At 66.6% G+C, this 15,906-nt stretch carries 9 protein-coding genes; 2 read left to right on the forward strand and 7 right to left on the reverse strand.

The features are described from left to right. Nucleotides 1–32: 32 nt before the first annotated feature. From G6032_RS11835 to G6032_RS11845, 3 genes are all read right to left on the reverse strand, one after another. A complete protein-coding gene (locus tag G6032_RS11835; protein WP_165282346.1) occupies nucleotides 33–7,028 on the reverse strand; it encodes a PKD domain-containing protein in 6,996 nt (2,331 codons plus the stop codon). Nucleotides 7,029–7,139: 111 nt separating this feature from the next. Beyond that, nucleotides 7,140–9,491, reverse strand: a complete 2,352-nt coding sequence (locus G6032_RS11840) for a winged helix-turn-helix domain-containing protein (RefSeq protein WP_165282347.1) — start codon at nucleotides 9,489–9,491, stop codon at nucleotides 7,140–7,142. Between the two features lie 65 nt (nucleotides 9,492–9,556). After that, nucleotides 9,557–9,793 (reverse strand): AbrB/MazE/SpoVT family DNA-binding domain-containing protein, encoded by a 237-nt coding sequence (locus tag G6032_RS11845; RefSeq protein ID WP_165282348.1) that lies wholly within the window; start codon nucleotides 9,791–9,793, stop codon nucleotides 9,557–9,559. A gap of 223 nt (nucleotides 9,794–10,016) precedes the next feature. On the opposite strand from G6032_RS11845, the gene G6032_RS11850 reads away from it, so the two are divergent. Then, complete coding sequence (locus G6032_RS11850) at nucleotides 10,017–10,844, forward strand: GNAT family N-acyltransferase (protein WP_165282349.1); 828 nt, start codon at nucleotides 10,017–10,019, stop codon at nucleotides 10,842–10,844. Between the two features lie 136 nt (nucleotides 10,845–10,980). Here the strand turns inward: G6032_RS11850 and G6032_RS11855 are convergent, their stop codons facing one another. The 3 genes from G6032_RS11855 to G6032_RS15725 form a co-directional block, all read right to left on the reverse strand. Continuing rightward, entirely contained in the window at nucleotides 10,981–11,370 is a 390-nt protein-coding gene (locus G6032_RS11855; protein ID WP_165282350.1) for a DUF4168 domain-containing protein, read from the reverse strand. A gap of 153 nt (nucleotides 11,371–11,523) precedes the next feature. Continuing rightward, nucleotides 11,524–12,996: a sigma-54 dependent transcriptional regulator gene (locus tag G6032_RS11860; RefSeq protein ID WP_206211954.1), complete on the reverse strand. Its 1,473-nt coding sequence runs from the start codon at nucleotides 12,994–12,996 to the stop codon at nucleotides 11,524–11,526. Then, the gene (locus G6032_RS15725) at nucleotides 12,983–14,431 is read right to left on the reverse strand and encodes a HAMP domain-containing sensor histidine kinase (protein ID WP_165282351.1); all 1,449 of its coding nucleotides are present in this window, start codon (nucleotides 14,429–14,431) and stop codon (nucleotides 12,983–12,985) included. Before G6032_RS15725 ends, G6032_RS11860 begins: the two co-directional genes overlap by 14 nt. Nucleotides 14,432–14,559: 128 nt before the next feature. Between G6032_RS15725 and G6032_RS11870 the strand changes: the two genes are divergently transcribed. Further along, nucleotides 14,560–15,396, forward strand: coding sequence for a lysophospholipid acyltransferase family protein (locus G6032_RS11870; protein ID WP_165282352.1), 837 nt, complete (start codon nucleotides 14,560–14,562; stop codon nucleotides 15,394–15,396). Here the strand turns inward: G6032_RS11870 and G6032_RS11875 are convergent. Continuing rightward, nucleotides 15,393–15,863: a hypothetical protein gene (locus G6032_RS11875; RefSeq protein ID WP_165282353.1), complete on the reverse strand. Its 471-nt coding sequence runs from the start codon at nucleotides 15,861–15,863 to the stop codon at nucleotides 15,393–15,395. The two genes, G6032_RS11870 and G6032_RS11875, sit on opposite strands and share 4 nt — an antisense overlap. Between the last annotated feature and the right edge of the window lie 43 nt (nucleotides 15,864–15,906).

The following is a 15,906-nucleotide window of genomic DNA, read 5'->3' on the forward strand; positions in this document are numbered from 1 at the left end:
AGGGCTGCCCAACAGGGGCATGCGTTCCACCATCACTTGAAGCTCGACCAGGATCCTGTTTCCAGCGCCTCCAGCAGCAAGTTCTTGCCTGGTTTCTTGAGGTCCTCCTCCGTATAGCCGGGATACCCTATGGGAGCTGTTTCCGGCGCGGGCTCGGCCTCGAGATTCTTGCTGCCGTAGAACTCGTCGCCAAGGTCATCGACTTGCTCGAGAGTCATGGCGACCGGATCTTCCTTGAACGGGCTCGAACCCAAGAACGGAATGGGAGGAAGATAATCGAGAACGCACTGGAAAATCTTGAGAGCCTTCCGTCCTTTAATCAGCGTGGGATCGTCCAGCGTTTCTCTAATGCTGATGCTGTCTTCAGCAACTTCGTTAGCCTTCTCGATATATTTCTTACCTTTTTCGGTCGGCGCAGAAATCTTATCGTAGAATTTCTTAGTTGCTGCGGCGAAATCGAAGAGCTTGTCAAATACCTTATTGAAAGACCACAGACCGGCTGGGTCGACTCGATTCACCGGATCATTCATCGCGTACACGTAAAGATTAGTCTGGCCGCCGAGGAACAGAATCGGATCCTTGGAGGTCCATCTTCCCACTGAAGAGTCGTAGTCGCGCGCGCCGAATCGCACGAGAGTTGTATCCGGATCGTAAAGCCCGCCTGCGAATCCAAAAGGTTGAAATCCCGGCGCAGTATCACGCAAAACGTTACCGAACTCGTCATAATCGAGGCGTTGTACGATCGTGCCAGTGCCAATATCAACGACCAGTCGCACACTACCGATCTGGTCGGTAATCAGGCGATATGTCGCGCCGGCCCTGATCATGTATGCAGGTACGTTGACCGCGCCCGCGTAAACAAAATGGCTCATGATTGACCCGGTTCCGTCGAGTTCCGCAATTGGCTTCAAGCCGTCGAGATACAGAAAGCCCTTTACCAAGGTTCCGTCTATCGTCTTGCCAATCCGCCGATTTAAAGCATCGGTCTTGTACTCGATTAGACGCCCGTCCGGCAGCTCCACGGATCTCAGATTCCCAAGCGCGTCATAAGCGTAGCTCGTCGCTGTCCCATCAAGACTCTTTCGAATCAGGTCACCACGCGCATCGTACTGGTAAGTCACCACTCCCGATGGAGTCGACGCCGACAGCAAGCGGTCTTGGTCATCATAAGTGTATGTCGTGCCATCGTGCCCGCTGAGCCTGTTTCCGTTACTATCGTACGCGTATGTGCGTGTTGCCCCGTCGACCGACACCGAAGTCAGACGGCCAGCCAGGTCGTACGTGTAGGCGTGGCTGGACGTAACGCCATCTATCGACTCGGTTTTCTGGGTCGTCCTGCCGAGACGATCCAGAGTGAGGTCAATTGAGAGCAGCGACGTACCGTTATGCGCGGCGTTGTAGCTCCTCACTTCTCCAAAGTCGTTTCTAGTAAACGCCTCTGAAACACCGCCAAGCAGCGCGCTCGAGATCTGGCCATGAGTGTCGCGCGTCAATACCAGTTCGCCAGCCTGGACCAGCAGTTCGTCTTCGTCATACGAGTAGTTCACGCTTGTGTCGCCTACGGCGACGGAGGTGATTCGGAAATTTTCATCGTGCGTGAGGCTGACGTTGCCGGCGACGGCGTCGTTCCATGCAGCGCCGGTCCATAGAGCACCATCGAACAGTGTTGTCAGTGTGCCGCCGCTTGGTGTCGTAATCGATGTCACGCGCTCAGCAGAGTCGTGACTGAACGAAAAGCTGCCTTCGGACACGGTTACTGATGCAAGTAGTCCGCTGTGAGGGTCGTAGCTGATCGACACGTCCTCCAAGTTTGGATACCTCCGGCTCACTATTCTCTGATCAGCGTCGTGAGCAAAAGTCGTATCGTGTCCACTGAGGCCGATACCCGGTGGCCGATATGCTGCTAGAAGGTTTGTCGGGCCATACTCGAACGAGTGACCCGGACGGCCGGGAGGCGTGATCGTTGCGATATTGCCGTTCGCATCGTATTCGAACGCAATTTCTCGATCGTCCGAGAGAATTTTCGTTGTAATGCGACCGACCGTGTCACGTACATACTCGGCTCGCCGTCCTTCGGGATCGACGACCGAAGCAAGCAACCCTTGCGGCCCGTATAGGAAGCTTGCCGAGCGGACTTCCGCGCCCGACCCCGTACTCGCTCCCGTGAGCCGTCCGAGCGTGTCATAGGTGTATTCCACCTCAGCCAGCATGCCATGCCGTTGCGCTACGACACGTCCGAACTGGTCGAGGGTGCTCGTCGCCTGCCTGCCGCTTGGCGCTGTCGTCGTAAAGGTCCTTGTCGCGCCATCATATCGGCTGGAGTACTCGCGCCCGTCGACCATGATGGTTTCTTCGAGCGTAGCGATACTGAACGGATCGCCGGGGATGTTGAGGTTCACGTCCCGATCGACACGCAGTTCATGCGTGCGGCCGGCTGGCGTCGTGATCGTCAAACCCGGGAGCGGAGCCTGCATTCGGAAGCGCGGGTCGGATTGCGGCACGTTGCGGATCACCGTGCCATCCGGGAGTACGCTAACCTGGCTGCCGTCTGGCCGAAGCTCGACTGACGCACTTGCGCCGCTCGGCGCTGTCGTAGTAAACATCCGCGCGTCGGTATCCAGGCGCTCAACCCGATAAGTTGTCTCCAGCCCCGTCGCCGAGGTACGGACAACTTCGAATCCGTTCGGCAGTTCCCTCCGGGCGAAGGTCTGCACATCACCGGCGCCGTTTTGGGCGCTGACCAGCCGGCCGAGTGTGTCGTATCCATAGACCGATGTGTTCGACGCGGGATCAGTAAAGCCGGTCATCAGGCCGCCCGAGGCATACTGGGCCCGGACCTCGCGACCATCCGGCGCGACGACGCGTTCGAGATTGCCGGAAGCACCGACAAACAACTCGGTACGCTGACCGTAGGGCGCAATGATCGCAACCGGCATGCCCGTGCCGTCGCGTTCCACCACGGTCTCATTGCCGAAAGCATCAGTGATCGTCACGAGGCGGCCAGCGTCATCGTAGGAGAACTCATAGCGGATGGCGCCCGTCATCGCGTCGAGGGTCCGAAGGTGCACTCCCGTGGGCGCGAATTCATAGACCAGCCCGCCGTCCTGCGCAGCCAGCAGGATGTTGTCTCCCGAGAAACGCGACAGCGGCTGCACGACCTTCAGGATATTCCTTCCGCTGCTGTGTGCGATGTAGACATCGCCGTCGGGGTCGAGTGCGGCACCAAATACGAAGCCGAGCGACATGTCGCCACGGCCAGCGACGGTCGTGATGGTGCCGTCGGGCCACAGGCGTCGGACCGCGCCCTGGTTGTCGGCCCCGCTCATCTGCGCTATGTAGAGGCTCCCGTCCGAAGCGAACATCAGTTCGACGGGGTCTTCAACCTCTGCTTCCGTGGCGAGACCCCCATCACCTTGAAGGCGGCCGCCGATGTTGCCGATGCCGGCCACGGTCGTGATGGTGCCGTCGCTCGAGACACGACGGACTCGGCTGTTGTTGGTGTCGGCAATATAGACACTGCCGTCGGGCGCCACCGCGACGCCCCGGGGAAAGTTGAGTTGTGCCGCGGTCGCCGGGCCGTCATCCCCTGAATCGCCGCGCCCGTTTCCGCCCGCAATGGTCTGGATGATGCCGTCCGGTGTCACCTGGCGGATACTGTGGTTGTTGCGGTCAGCGATGTACAGCCCGCCATCCGGAGCCAGGACGACAGCGTCGGGAGCAAGCAGCTGCGCCTCGATCGCGGGTCCGCCATCTCCTGAAAAACCCTGGACACCGGTTCCCGCCACTGTACGGATGATGCCCGCCGGATCGACATACCTGACACGGTGATTGCCGAGGTCTGCAATGTAAAAGCCGCCCTGCTCGTCAAGTGCGATACCGGAGGGCGACCAGAGTGTCGCACTCGTCGCCGGGCCACCATCGCCCGAGAACCCCTGACTACCGGTGCCGGCCACGGTTTCGACTTCGCCGTCAGGCAGGACTCGCCGTACTCGATTTCGGTCGCTGAAATAGATCGTGCCATCCGGGGCCACGGCCACTGCGCTGACATCCACCGAGCTCCTGACCGCCTGGAAGCGCGGCGTGCCGCCGACCCGCGTGCGACCATCGCCGCGATGCAGCATCCGGCGGACCGGGTCATAGGCATGTTGGGCACTGATGGACCAGCCGGCCAGGCTGTTCTTGCTTTCATCCCAGGTGCCGAGGAGCTTGTGGCTCTTGCGGGTCAGGCGGATCTCGAGCGCTCCCCGCCGGCCGCCTATGGCGACCCCGGTGGACGTGACTCGGGCAAAGCTGCGGGCGAACTCGGAAGGCTCCAAGTATACGGCACCGTAGACATAGGCCACCTCGACAGTCGCACGCTGCTGGCCCTGCACCTTCCGTCCGTAGGCATCGAGTCCGTCCCATGTGAACGTATGCTCCAGATTCGGCTCAGCGAGGTATGCGGTTCGGATCTGCCGTCCGGCGATACCAACCGTCACTTCGATTCGCCGCAGGCTATCGGGCACGCTGCCGCCGCTGAGCGGGATGTCGAAGGTCCGTTCCGCCACCCGGCCTTCCGTACGGGAGCTACGGTAGTTCAGCGTAAAAGGCGTGCCCGGGACGCCGATGCGCTGGCCAAGGACCTGCCGTTGGCATTCGATAATCGACCCGTCGACTTCGTTACCGCACTCGGGATCCGGCTCATCCTGGAAGCGCAAGGGCGGCGGAGGCACCGCATCGTCGGGCGGGCCATAGGGCCAGTTGCAGTCCCATGGCGTGAAGTGATCGATTTCGACGCGCCACAGCGTGGTGCCCGGCCCGTAGAGAGTCGCGACTCGCTGCCTTTCGGCGTTATCGAGACCGATCGCCGTGAGTTCCTCGGCAGTGTTCGCGAGGCCATTGCCGTCGATATCGATATCAGCGAGACCGTCCGTGGCGCCGACGACTTCGATCACGACGCCGTCATCAGACGGCACCCAGGCGGCCTTTTCCCGATCGTAATAGCCCATCGGAACTGCGCTGCCGACCGGGAACTCGAGGAAATTGTCGACGTAGAAGGCGACCGGCCTGTCGAACTGGACCCGGGTCGCGCCGCTGGCCAGAGCTTCATCGGCGGAGAGTTCGACCGCATAGGTGTACGCGACGTTGCCGGGCAGGTCACCGGGCATGGCGGCCGGCCCGGTGGCGCCGACCGTATACTCGGTCGCACGGAAGCTGAGGCTCTCGAGCGGCACGCGGCTGCCGTCCGGCAGGATCATCTCGGCGCTCGTGCCAGGCTCGAACAGCACGCGAGCCTGTCGACGGCCGTCCTCGTCTTCGACGACGCTGCCGGATCCGACCGCGATATCGGACAGGGATGCGAGATCGATGACCGTCACGTTTTCGTCGAGCGGGATCAACACGACATCAGGGGCATGCACGAAGTCCTGCCATGGAACCGGGATTTTTCTCTGGGAGGGGAGATAACCATCCAGCGTATAGTCGATGGTCAAAAACCCGCCGCCGTTGACGGCGAGGTCGAACGCACCATCCGCGCGCGACAGCGTTTGACCGAACTGCGGATGGTCCTTGATCGTGATGCGGGCGCCGGGCAGGGGCTCGCCTTCGCGGGTCAGCACCCGACCGCGTATGACCGCGGCACGCCTCGGCTCGATCGTGCCTGCGCTTACACCGGTCTGGATCGGGTCAGTGCCGGTGTAGAGAAACTCGATAGACGTCGCCACCGGGCTCGTCGTGGTGGCGGGCAGCGGCGGCGCGACATCGGCCGGACTGGGGGGGATCCCGCCAGGACCGCCGCCGCCACCACCACCACCGCTGCCTTCGCCGACGGTGATGGTGAATGTCTGGCTGTCGCTGCCGCCGCGGCCGTCCTCGACCACCGCGGTGACGATGAAGTCGCCGGCGGCGTTGGGCGTCCAGGTGATCACGCCGCTGGTGGCCCCGATGGTCATGCCCTCGGGCCGGATGCTGAGACTGAACGACAGGGCATCGCCGTCCGGGTCGCTGGCCGTGACGGTGTAACCGTAGGGCTGGTCGACCGTGCCGGTCGTGACGGCCGTGGACGTGATGGCCGGCGGTTCGTTCGGCGGCGGCGGAACGGCGACTTCCACGGTGGTCGTGTCGGGCGCGGAGTCGAGCTGGCCGTCGTTGACGATCAGCTGGGCCACGAACAGGCCCTCGGCATCGGCGGTGAAGCTCGGCGTCGGGGTCTCGGGGCCGGCGAGGGCGGCGGTGCTGCCGGCGGGCCGGCTGAGCAGGGACCAGGCATAGCTGAGCGCGTCGCCGTCGGCGTCGAACGAGCCGCTGCCGTCGAGGGTGACGGTCTCGCCCAGCAACGCAGACTGGTCCGGGCCGGCCTCGGCGACCGGCGCGGAGTTGGCGGTGGAGACGATCACGTGATCGGCGGTGCTCTCGAGCTGCCCGTCGCTGACGATGAGCTGCACGCGGTAGGCGCCGGGCTGGTCGGCGGTGAACACCGGGTTGACGATGGCGGTGTTGTCGAGACTGGCGGCGGAGCCGGGGGGACGCTCCAGCACGGTCCAGGCGTAGCTCAGCGGGTCGCTGTCCGGGTCGCTCGAGGCCGAGCCGTCGAGCTGCACGAGCGCGCCGAGGGTCACGGTCTGGTCCGGCCCGGCGTCGGCCACCGGCGCGGAGTTGAGGGTATCGATGCGCACGGTGTCGGGCGCCGAGTCCAGTACCCCGTCGTCGACCACCAGCTCGGCGGTGTAGCTGCCGGCCAGGTCGACGACGAAGCTCGGCTGGACGGCCGTGGCCTCGGAGAGGGCGGCCTGGCTGCCGGCGGGCCGCTCGAGCAGGCGCCATCTGTATCCGAGGGCGTCTCCGTCCGGATCGGTGGACCCCGAGCCGTCCAGCTGGACGGTGGCGTTCAGTGGCGCGGTCTGGTCCGGGCCGGCGTTGGCCGTCGGGGGGCGGTTCTCGGTGCCGTCATCCTGGCGGGAATCTCCGCCGCAGGCCTTGAGCGCCAACGCCAGCAGCAGCAGCGTCGGCAGTCCGAACAGGATCCGGGTCCAGGGGGTCTTGTCGTTCAACGGGGTGCCCTCTTGGTTGGCAACGGGGAGCCGATGTGTCGCGCACACCCGATCCTCCTCACCCGGGGGCCGGAAAGTCCTGAGAAAGTCCTGAGAAAACGATGATCCGCCTTACGGCGTGAGGGCGGCCCGCTGACCTGACAAGTTTTGTTGTACGGCGGTCAGCATCGTGTCGAGGCGTGCGTCCCCGTGGAGCATCGTGAACAGGGGGCCGTGCCGCACCTGCGCGTGACGTCGCCAGCCGGCCCGGTAGGCATGGTCGAGGTGCTCGAAGGCCAGCTCGCGATCCCCACGGAGGCTCGCGATGGCCGCCCGGTAATAAGAGACCATCGCCGGCATGCCGGTCTGCCGCGCGTAGATCGCGAGGCGCCGTTCCGCCTCCGCAAGGGTCAGTTCGGCGGCCTCATGCTCGCCGGCGAGTTGCCTGGCCCGCGCCAGGTGCAGCGCGTGCCAGTGGCCGAACATCTTGTCCCAGGGGTTGTGCAGCCGTTCCGAATCCAGCCCGGCCAGCGATTCGTACTCGCGGATGGCGGTCGCCGCATCGCCCTGCAACAGCGCCGCGAACGCGCGGTACGCCGGCATTTTCACGTGCCCGGGGTAGCGTTCGTCGTAGCTGCGAACGCACGTCACCGCGCCTTCGACGTCGCCCTGGAAATAGTGCCAGGCGAGCAGGCTGTCGAGTTGTCCCAGCGGGTCCGCGGCCTTGGCCAGCCCTTCTTCGATCCAGGGCAGGCTCCGGTCGAACTCGCCGAGCTCGAGGAGCGCCCAGCCGAGTTGCGTGCGCACCAGGCTGTGCTGGTTGCCGTGCTCGATGCCCAGTTCGTACCAGTGCACCGCTTCCCGGTGGGCGCCGGCCACGTATTTGAGGCCGGCCATCGTCCACACGGTGTTCAGGTCATGGCTGCCGAGCTCCATTTCCATCGCGCGCCGCAGCCATCGCTCGGCCTCGCTGAACTCACCCAGCTGCGTGAGGATCGCCGCGTGGTTGTGGATCAGGCCAGCGTTGAGGGGGTCTTTCTGCAAGGCCCGGCGGGTCAGTTCGGCGGCCTCGCGGTTGTTACCCTGCGCATAGAGGGTGCGGCCGTGCATGCCGAGCGCGCCCGCGTTGTTGGGGTCGAGCTGGTGCGCGCGGCCGAACGCCTGGATCGCGTCGTCCATTCGTTGCTCGCCGAAGGCCAGCAGGCCGCGCGCATGCCAGGCGGGAGAAGACGCGGGGTCCAATTCCAGCGCCCGGGCGATGGATGCCTCGATTTCGTCGCGGGCCTCGGCCATGGGCCGGTCGGCGTAAATGGTCGCCAGCGCCACGGTGGTGGCGAGGTCCGCGTGGCCGCGCGCGAACTGTGGATCGAGCTCCACGGCCTTGCGAAGCTGCAGCACCGCGCGCTGCAGGCTCTCCACCGTCAGCTTGCGCTGCAGGTGCTTGCCGAGAAGATAGGCGTCCATCGCCTCGGGCGAGGTCTCCTGGCCGACGGGCGTGATGCCGCCGAGGATCCCGGCGAGGCGCGGCTCCAGCGCGGCCCCCACGTCCAGCGCCACCTGTTCCTGGATGGCGAAGACATCCGCGAAGGGGCGCTCATAGACGCGGCTGAAAAGATGAAAACCGTTGCGCACATCGATCAGCTGCGCCGTGATGCGCACCTGCTCGTCCTGGCGGCGCACGCTGCCCTCGAGCACGTAGCTCACGCCGAGCGTCCGGCCGATATCGCGCACATCGCGGTTGACGCCCTTGAAGGCGAACGACGAGGTGCGCGCCACGACCGCCAGTGCGTCGATCGCGACCAGGCGATTGAGCAGCTCCTCTGTGAGCCCGTCGCTGAAATATTCCAGCTCGGAATCGTCGCTGAAGTTGGCGAAGGGCAGTACCGCGAGGCCGTTTTCCGCCAGGGGCACCGCTGCGGTTGGCGGGTCGGCCTCGGGCAGCCGGGCTGCGATCACCCAGGCTGCGATGGCCGCGACCAGGGCGAGCGCGACGGCTGCGGCCTGCCAGGGCCGCAGGCGGCCGGGTCGAGTCGCAGCAGGCGCAGGCACGGCGAGGCCGGATCCGGCGTTCGCGCCCGGGCCGTCGACCTCGGTTGGCAGTGTCTGGGTCTCGAGCGGTGGTAGTGTCTCGAGCGGGTGCGGTCCCTCGGGGGCAGGCTGAGCCTCGAGCGGTTCCGGGCCCTCGACCGCAGGCTGAGCCTCGAGCGGTTGCGGGGCTTCGAGCAGGCGGTAACCACGCCGGGACAGGGTCTCGATGTACCGTGGTTCTCTCGGGTTATCGCCCAGGGCCTGGCGCAGATCGGAGATGCAGCGGGACAGCGTTTCGTCCGATACGATGAGGCCCGACCAGACTTCCTTCATCAGCTCTTCGCGGCTGAACACCTTGCCCGGCCGCGCGGCCAGGACCGAGAGCAGCGCCATGGCGCGCGGCCCGATGCGCTGCGTGCCGTGCGGCGCGAGCACGGTCCCGTCTGCGGGCGCCACCTCGCAATCCCCCAGCCGAAACCGATCGCCTCCCACCATGCCGGCATTTTATGCCGAGCACAGCCTCACGCAAAACGCGGTTCCTCGCCTGGACCGGGACCGCCCCGCCCCGGCGTGTCGGACTGGTCCAGCCCGTCGCCGAACAATCCTGGACACTCGATCGCGGGCTTGACCGGCACCAGTTCGATGCGCCCCGAATAGGCCGCGACCCTCAGTCTCTGGCCGGGCTTCAGCCCGAGCGCCTCGCGCGCCTGTTGCGGAATCCTGATGTCGAAACCGGAAGTGATGACGACGGTGTGCATGATGACCCTCCTGGTTCGTGTCGCGTCGGCTGACAGGTGCAGTATCCGTTGTCAGCATTCCCCGGCCCATCCGCCCAATTCCGGTAATTCATCGAGAAACCGAGGACCGGAGTGCCTTTCGGCCGCACAGGTCTGACCCTGGCACGAAACGGCAATTTCCCCGTCACCAACCCGTCACGCGCGCGCCTTAGGGTGCGCGGCAGGCTCATGTTGCGGGTTTGCCATGTTCGCCACGGCCGCTACTCATTACCCCGTCTCACCGGAAAGACTGCCGCCGCTCGACCGGACCGCCGGTTCGTATCGACTGCGCTTCGGTCGCACGCCGGCCGATCTCGAGCGCGTGCAGCGATTGCGTTTCGAGGTGTTCAATCGCGAGCTCGGGGAAGGGCTCGAGGCTAACTGGGCCACCGGCCTGGATGCCGATCCGTGGGACGAGCTCTTCCATCACATCGTCATCGAGCACGTGTCCAGCGGCGCTGTGGTCGGCAGTTACCGCTTACAGACGGGCACGATGGCGGAGGGCTACGCCGGCTTTTACGCCGAGGCGGAGTTCGACTTGTGTCGGCTGCCGCGGACCATGCTGCGCGATGCCGTTGAGATCGGCCGCGCCTGCGTCGCTGCAGAGCATCGCAACGGCCGGGTCATCAACCTGCTGTGGCGCGGCATTGCGGCGTACCTGCTGTGGAACGGCCATCGCTACCTGTTCGGCTGTTGCTCGCTGCCGACGCGCGACGCCGTGACCGGCATGAGCGTGTGGCAGCAGCTGAAACGCGAGGGCTTCGTCAGCCGCGATTACTCGGTCGCGCCGCAAAGCGGCATGAGTTGCGACATCCCCGGCTGGCCGCGGCGCCCGCCGGGACGCAACGAACTGCCGCCGCTGTTCCAGAGCTACCTCAAGCTCGGCGCGGAAGTGTGCGGTCCGCCGGCCATCGATGCCGCGTTCGGCACGATCGATTTCCTGGTGCTGCTCGATCTCGAGCGCCTCGCGCCGCGCACGCGCACGATGTTCTTTCGTGACCTGCCGGTGCCCGCCCTGCCGCAAAGCGCATGAAAAAGGGCCCGTGCCTCGCAGCACGGACCCTGGTCCCGTGAAATCGGGAAGTCGCGTCGGTTGGAGGCCGACCGCTTCCTGGCGGTCCGTCCCGGTCCCGACCGGTGCCTCCCGATCTCGCCCGCCGGCTAGCTGACTAGCTGCGTTCCTCGAGCTGGGTACGGACGCGTTCGGCGAGTTCCGGGTCGGATCCCATCACCGTGGCGATCTGGTTGTATTCCTCGACCGTCAACCCCGCGGTCTCGACTGCGTCGATCATCTCGGCTTGCGCTTCCTGCTGGAGTTTCTGCGCCTGCTCCATGTCTTCCGCAGCCTCGAGTTCGACCGCGGCGGCTTCGCGAATCACGCTGATTTCCGCCAGGGCGTCCACGAACTTGTCGAGTTTCTCGCTGCTCACGTCCGGCGCCGACGCCTGCGGGGAGGTGTCCTGCTGGTAGTCCTGCGCGAAGGCGGGCGCTGCGCTGAGGGCGGCGCCGAGTCCGATGGCTGCGGCGAGGGCGACAGCCTGGGTGCTGCGATGTTTCATAAATGCTCCTTTCATGGTTGGTCACTGGAGAGGAGCAAGGGTCGTGCCAGTTCCCGGGAGGCGCTCTGCGCAGGGGCTCACGCGGATCGGCAAAGCCACGCAGCACGCCCGGCGTGTCAACCTGGCACGGATCGCGGCCCATGCGCCGAAACGCTACACGCCCTCGTCGAGCCGTCGATACAGCGTGCGCCGGCCGATCCCCAGCAGTTCCGCGGCGCGCCGCTTGTTGCCGCCGACACGATCCAGCACCCAGCGGATATAGCGGCGCTCCAGGGCCGCCAGCGGAACCGGCTCGTTGCCTTCGAGCAGCGGGAAAGCGCCATCGTGCAGCGCATCACTCGCCGACAGGGCGCCGCTCGCGGGGTCGTGCGCGGGTCCGTCGGCCAGGCCGTTCACGGGGTCGCGCCTGGGCTCGTCGGCGAGGGCGCTCGACGGGCGTCGCCGGCGTATGCGTTCCGGCAGATGCGCGGGCCGCAACTCCCGTCCGTCGCAGAATGCCGTGGCCCGCTCCAGTGCATTGGCAAGCTCGCGCACGTTACCCGGGAACGGGTAGGCGTTGAGCAGCGCCAGCGACGCCTCGGTGAGTGTCGGCGCCGGGCGGCCGGCGAGCGCCGCGAACCGCGCCACGAACCGCGCGGCAAGAAGGTCGACGTCATCGCCGCGGTCGCGCAGCGGGGGCACCACGAGCGGAAAGGTCTCGAGACGAAAGAACAGGTCCTTGCGGAAGCGCCCCGCGGCGACCTCCGCCTCCAGGTTGCGGTTGGTCGCGGCAACCAGGCGCACGTCGACACGGATCTCGCGGTCGGCCCCGAGGGGACGGATGCTCCCGTTTTCGAGCACCCGCAACAGCTTGGCTTGCGTATCCAGCGGCATCTCGCCGATCTCGTCGAGCAGCAGCGTGCCGCCATCGGCCTCGACGAACAGCCCGGCACGTTGCTGTACGGCGCCGGTGAACGCGCCCTTCGCGTGGCCGAATAGTTCGCTCTCCATCAGCTCCGCCGGCATCGCCGCACAGTTCACCGGCACGAACGGCTCGTCGGCGCGGCGACTCTCGGCATGCAGCGCACGGGCGACGAGCTCCTTGCCGACGCCGCTTTCTCCGGTGATCACCACGGGGCCGTTGAGCGGGGCGATCTGCCGGATGGCGGCGAACAGGTGGCGCATGGGGGCGCTGCGCCCGATCATGCCGTGGAAATCGCCGTCGGCCAGCAGGCTGCGGAATCGTGACAGCTGTAGCCGCAAGGCACGCGCCTCCAGGACGCGCGCTACGGCCAGGCGCAGGTGGTCGAGGCGCAGCGGCTTGGTGAGGAAATCGTCGGCGCCGGCCTTGAGGGCGGCCACGGCCTGCTCGACGGTGCCGAACGCGGTGATCATGATGAATCCGGGCGGCGCCTCCATGCTCCGACAATGCTCGAGCAACTCGCGTCCGCTGTCGCCGGGCAGGCGCAGGTCGCTGACCACCAGGTCCGGCCGGCCGCTCGCGATGAGCTTGCGGGCGGCCGCACAGTCGGCCGCCGTGTCGAGTCGGTATCCGGCATCCTCGAGTTCGTTGCGCAGCAGTTCGCGCAGCCCTGCATCATCCTCGACGACGAGAATGCGCGCCGGCATTTCCTCATGCGTTTTCATCGGCTGTCTCCCGCGGCAGGGTCAGGGTGAAACGGGCGCCCCCCAGCACATCGTCGTCGAGGCCGAGGTGGCCGTCGTGATCTTCGGCGGCCGCGCTGGCGACGCTGAGTCCCAGCCCGGTGCCCTGGCCGACCGGCTTGGTCGTGTAGAAGGGATCGAAGACCAGGTCCCTGGATTCCGCGGGGACGCCCGGGCCGTCGTCCGCCACGTGGATGCGTACGTGCTGCGCGTCCGCGTCAGCGGAAATCCGCAGCCGCGTGCGGGCCGCCTGGGCGGCGTTGTCCACCAGGTTGCGCAACGCCTGCTCGATGCGCAGCGGGTCGGCCGCTATGCGGATCCGCGGGTCACAGTCCACCTCGATCTCGACGCCCTCCGGGGACAGCGCCCGTGCATCGGCGGCGAGCCGGTGCAGCAGGTCGGAGAGATCCAGGGTAACGCGGTTCAGCGGGTTGCTGCGGCCGAAGTCCATCAGCTGGCGGATCGTCTTTTCGATGCGCAGGGCGTTGTCGCCGATATCCTCCAGCGCGGCTCGCTGGGTGTCGTCCATCGCGGGCCGGCGCAGCAATTGTTGCGTACGGCCGTACAGGGTGGACAGCGGGGAGCCCAGCTCGTGCGCGATGCCGCCGGCGAGCCGGCCGATGGCCGCCATCTTCTCTGCGCGGTGCAGGCGCTCGCGGAGCAGTTGCTCGGTTTCGCGGCGGCGCTCGATCTCGCGCTGCGAAGCGGTGATGCCGTCGAGCATGCGGTTGATGCCGCGCGCCAGGTCGCGGAATTCCGCAGCGCCCGCAATCGCCAGGCGGTGCTCCAGGTCGCCCTCCCGGATGCGGCGCATGCCGCCTTCCAGCCGGATCAGGTGGCGCCCGATGCCGAAATGGTGGCCGAGGACGATCACCCCGGTGAGCAGCAGCCCGGCCAGTCCGATCGCCAGCAGCGCGATGGCGCGCGCGCGGTCGAGGTAGGCCTGCACCGCGCTGCTGTGGCGGGTGACCTGCAGCAGGCCGGCAATGCGCCCGCCTTCGTCGGTGAGCGGCTGAAACACCGACTCGAGCGTCTCCTCGCCGAGGTCGGCGGAGCCCTCCTGGCGCTCGCGTTGCCCGGCGAGCTCGACGGCTTCCGCGGTGGGCACGGCGGCGCGGCGCCGGCCGATGCCCGCGACCTGCTGCCCCTGCCGGCCATAGACATGGACGGCGTAGACCTGGTCCATGCCGATGGTCGACTCGATGGTTTCCTGGATCAGTCCCGGGCGATCTGCGGCGAGGGCCCGGCTGAGCGGCAGGCGCAGGGTCCGCGCGATCAGCTCGAGGTCTTCCTGCATGCGCGTGCTGTAGCGTTCCTCGAGGCCGCGCAGGGTGGCCCAGCCGATCAAGGCGGTCGCCAGCAGGCAGGGCAGGACGACCAGTGCGACGGTTGCGGTGCGAAGATTAGGGAAGCCCACGAGACTCCGAATGTGGCTGAACGGATGGGTAATTATTGCACATGTGCGAAATTGGCCCCCTGGAGCGGGTTGCGCTTGCGGCGGCCGGGCCTCGCTGTCACGATGCCGCCGTGAGTGTTGCGCCGCCCGTGAACAAGCCTCGTTATGCACGCGTGCCCGTCGGCCCGTTCGGCCTGTTGAGGGCGATCGTGCGCATGCTCGGCCTGGTGCTGGTGACCCTCTTCTACGTGCTCGGCTGGGGGCTGGTGGCGCTCTGGCCGTGGGATCGCGCCGGGCGGGCGCGGCTGCGCCGCGGCGTGTCGCGCCGCTGGGCGGGATCCATGTGCCGGGTTTTGGGAGGCCGCGTGGATCTGCAGGGCGAGCTGCCGGCCGGGCCGGGGTTCCTGATCACCAATCACACCGGCTATCTCGACATCCCCGTGCTGATGTCGTTGACGGGCTGTCGTTTCGTCTCCAAGAGCGAGATCGCGCACTGGCCGGTGATCGGTTTCCTGGCGCGCAAGGGCGGAACCCTGTTCGTGAACCGGGGCAACAAGGGCCGTGACGCGAACGTCACCCTCGACGGCATGGCGCGTGCCCTGGAGGACGGCGATCTCGTGGTGTTCTTTCCCGAGGGAACGACCGGTACGGGGGAGCGCATCCTGCCGTTTCGCTCGGGACTGCTCAGCCTGCCGGCGCGCGACGGCCACCCCGTGTGGCCCGCGGCACTGGTCTACGAAACCGACGTACCGGACGTAGATACCGGCCTGGCGCTCGCATGGTCGGGAGGCCAGTCACTGTTGCCGCATGTCTGGAGGCTGGTGTGCCTGCCGGGGTTCTCGGTGCGCGTCGCCAGCGGGCATGCCGTCGAGGCGACGCACCGCAAGACGCTGGCCCGGGCGCTCGAGTACCGCGTCACCCTCATGCACGCCGGCCTGGCGCGGCTCGAGGCCGCGCCCGAACCGGCGCCGGAAACCGCGAGCTAGTTCTCTTCTCGGCCCTCCAGGGCGTCGATGAACGCCGGGCGCGCACTCTGTGAGCCGAGGCGTTCCGCTTCCTCGAGCAGCCGCAATGCGCGATCGATCTCGCCCGAGGCGACGGCCCGGCGGATGGCGTCGTTGAACATCGTTTCGGAGACGGGTGCGGGCGGTGCGGCGCTCGGCGGCGGCGGCGCGGGCAAAGCAGGCGGTGCCGCGGGAATGCCAGGCTGCCCGGCCGACGACGCAGCCGGGTTCGGTGCGGCGGCATCAGCGCCTGGCGCCTCGGCCGCCGGGCTCGCAGGCGCATTGTCGGCCCGGTTGGCGCGCGGCGGCGCGTTCGGGCCGTGCAGTTCGGGCTGGTAGTGCCAGTAGGCCGGGTCGCCGGGCGTGCCGGGCTCCGGGCCGAAGTCGATGACGGTGCCGCAGCCGGCCAGGGCGGCCGCAGCAAACACGAGCAGGAGTGGCTTGATCATGACGTGGCTCTCCGTTGCGAGAGCCATAGCTTACAACGAGATG

The sequence above is a fragment of the Wenzhouxiangella sp. XN24 genome (genome assembly GCF_011064545.1).
GTDB lineage: Bacteria > Pseudomonadota > Gammaproteobacteria > Steroidobacterales > XN24 > XN24.

What these genes read in the sequence shown, in the direction of transcription:
- G6032_RS11860 (WP_206211954.1), bottom strand. Translation starts at nt 12,996, where the DNA reads ATGAAAACGCATGAGGAAATGCCGGCGCGCATTCTCGTCGTCGAGGAT.
- G6032_RS11850 (WP_165282349.1), top strand. Translation starts at nt 10,017, where the DNA reads ATGTTCGCCACGGCCGCTACTCATTACCCCGTCTCACCGGAAAGACTG.
- G6032_RS11855 (WP_165282350.1), bottom strand. Translation starts at nt 11,370, where the DNA reads ATGAAACATCGCAGCACCCAGGCTGTCGCCCTCGCCGCAGCCATCGGA.
- G6032_RS11845 (WP_165282348.1), bottom strand. Translation starts at nt 9,793, where the DNA reads ATGCACACCGTCGTCATCACTTCCGGTTTCGACATCAGGATTCCGCAA.
- G6032_RS11875 (WP_165282353.1), bottom strand. Translation starts at nt 15,863, where the DNA reads ATGATCAAGCCACTCCTGCTCGTGTTTGCTGCGGCCGCCCTGGCCGGC.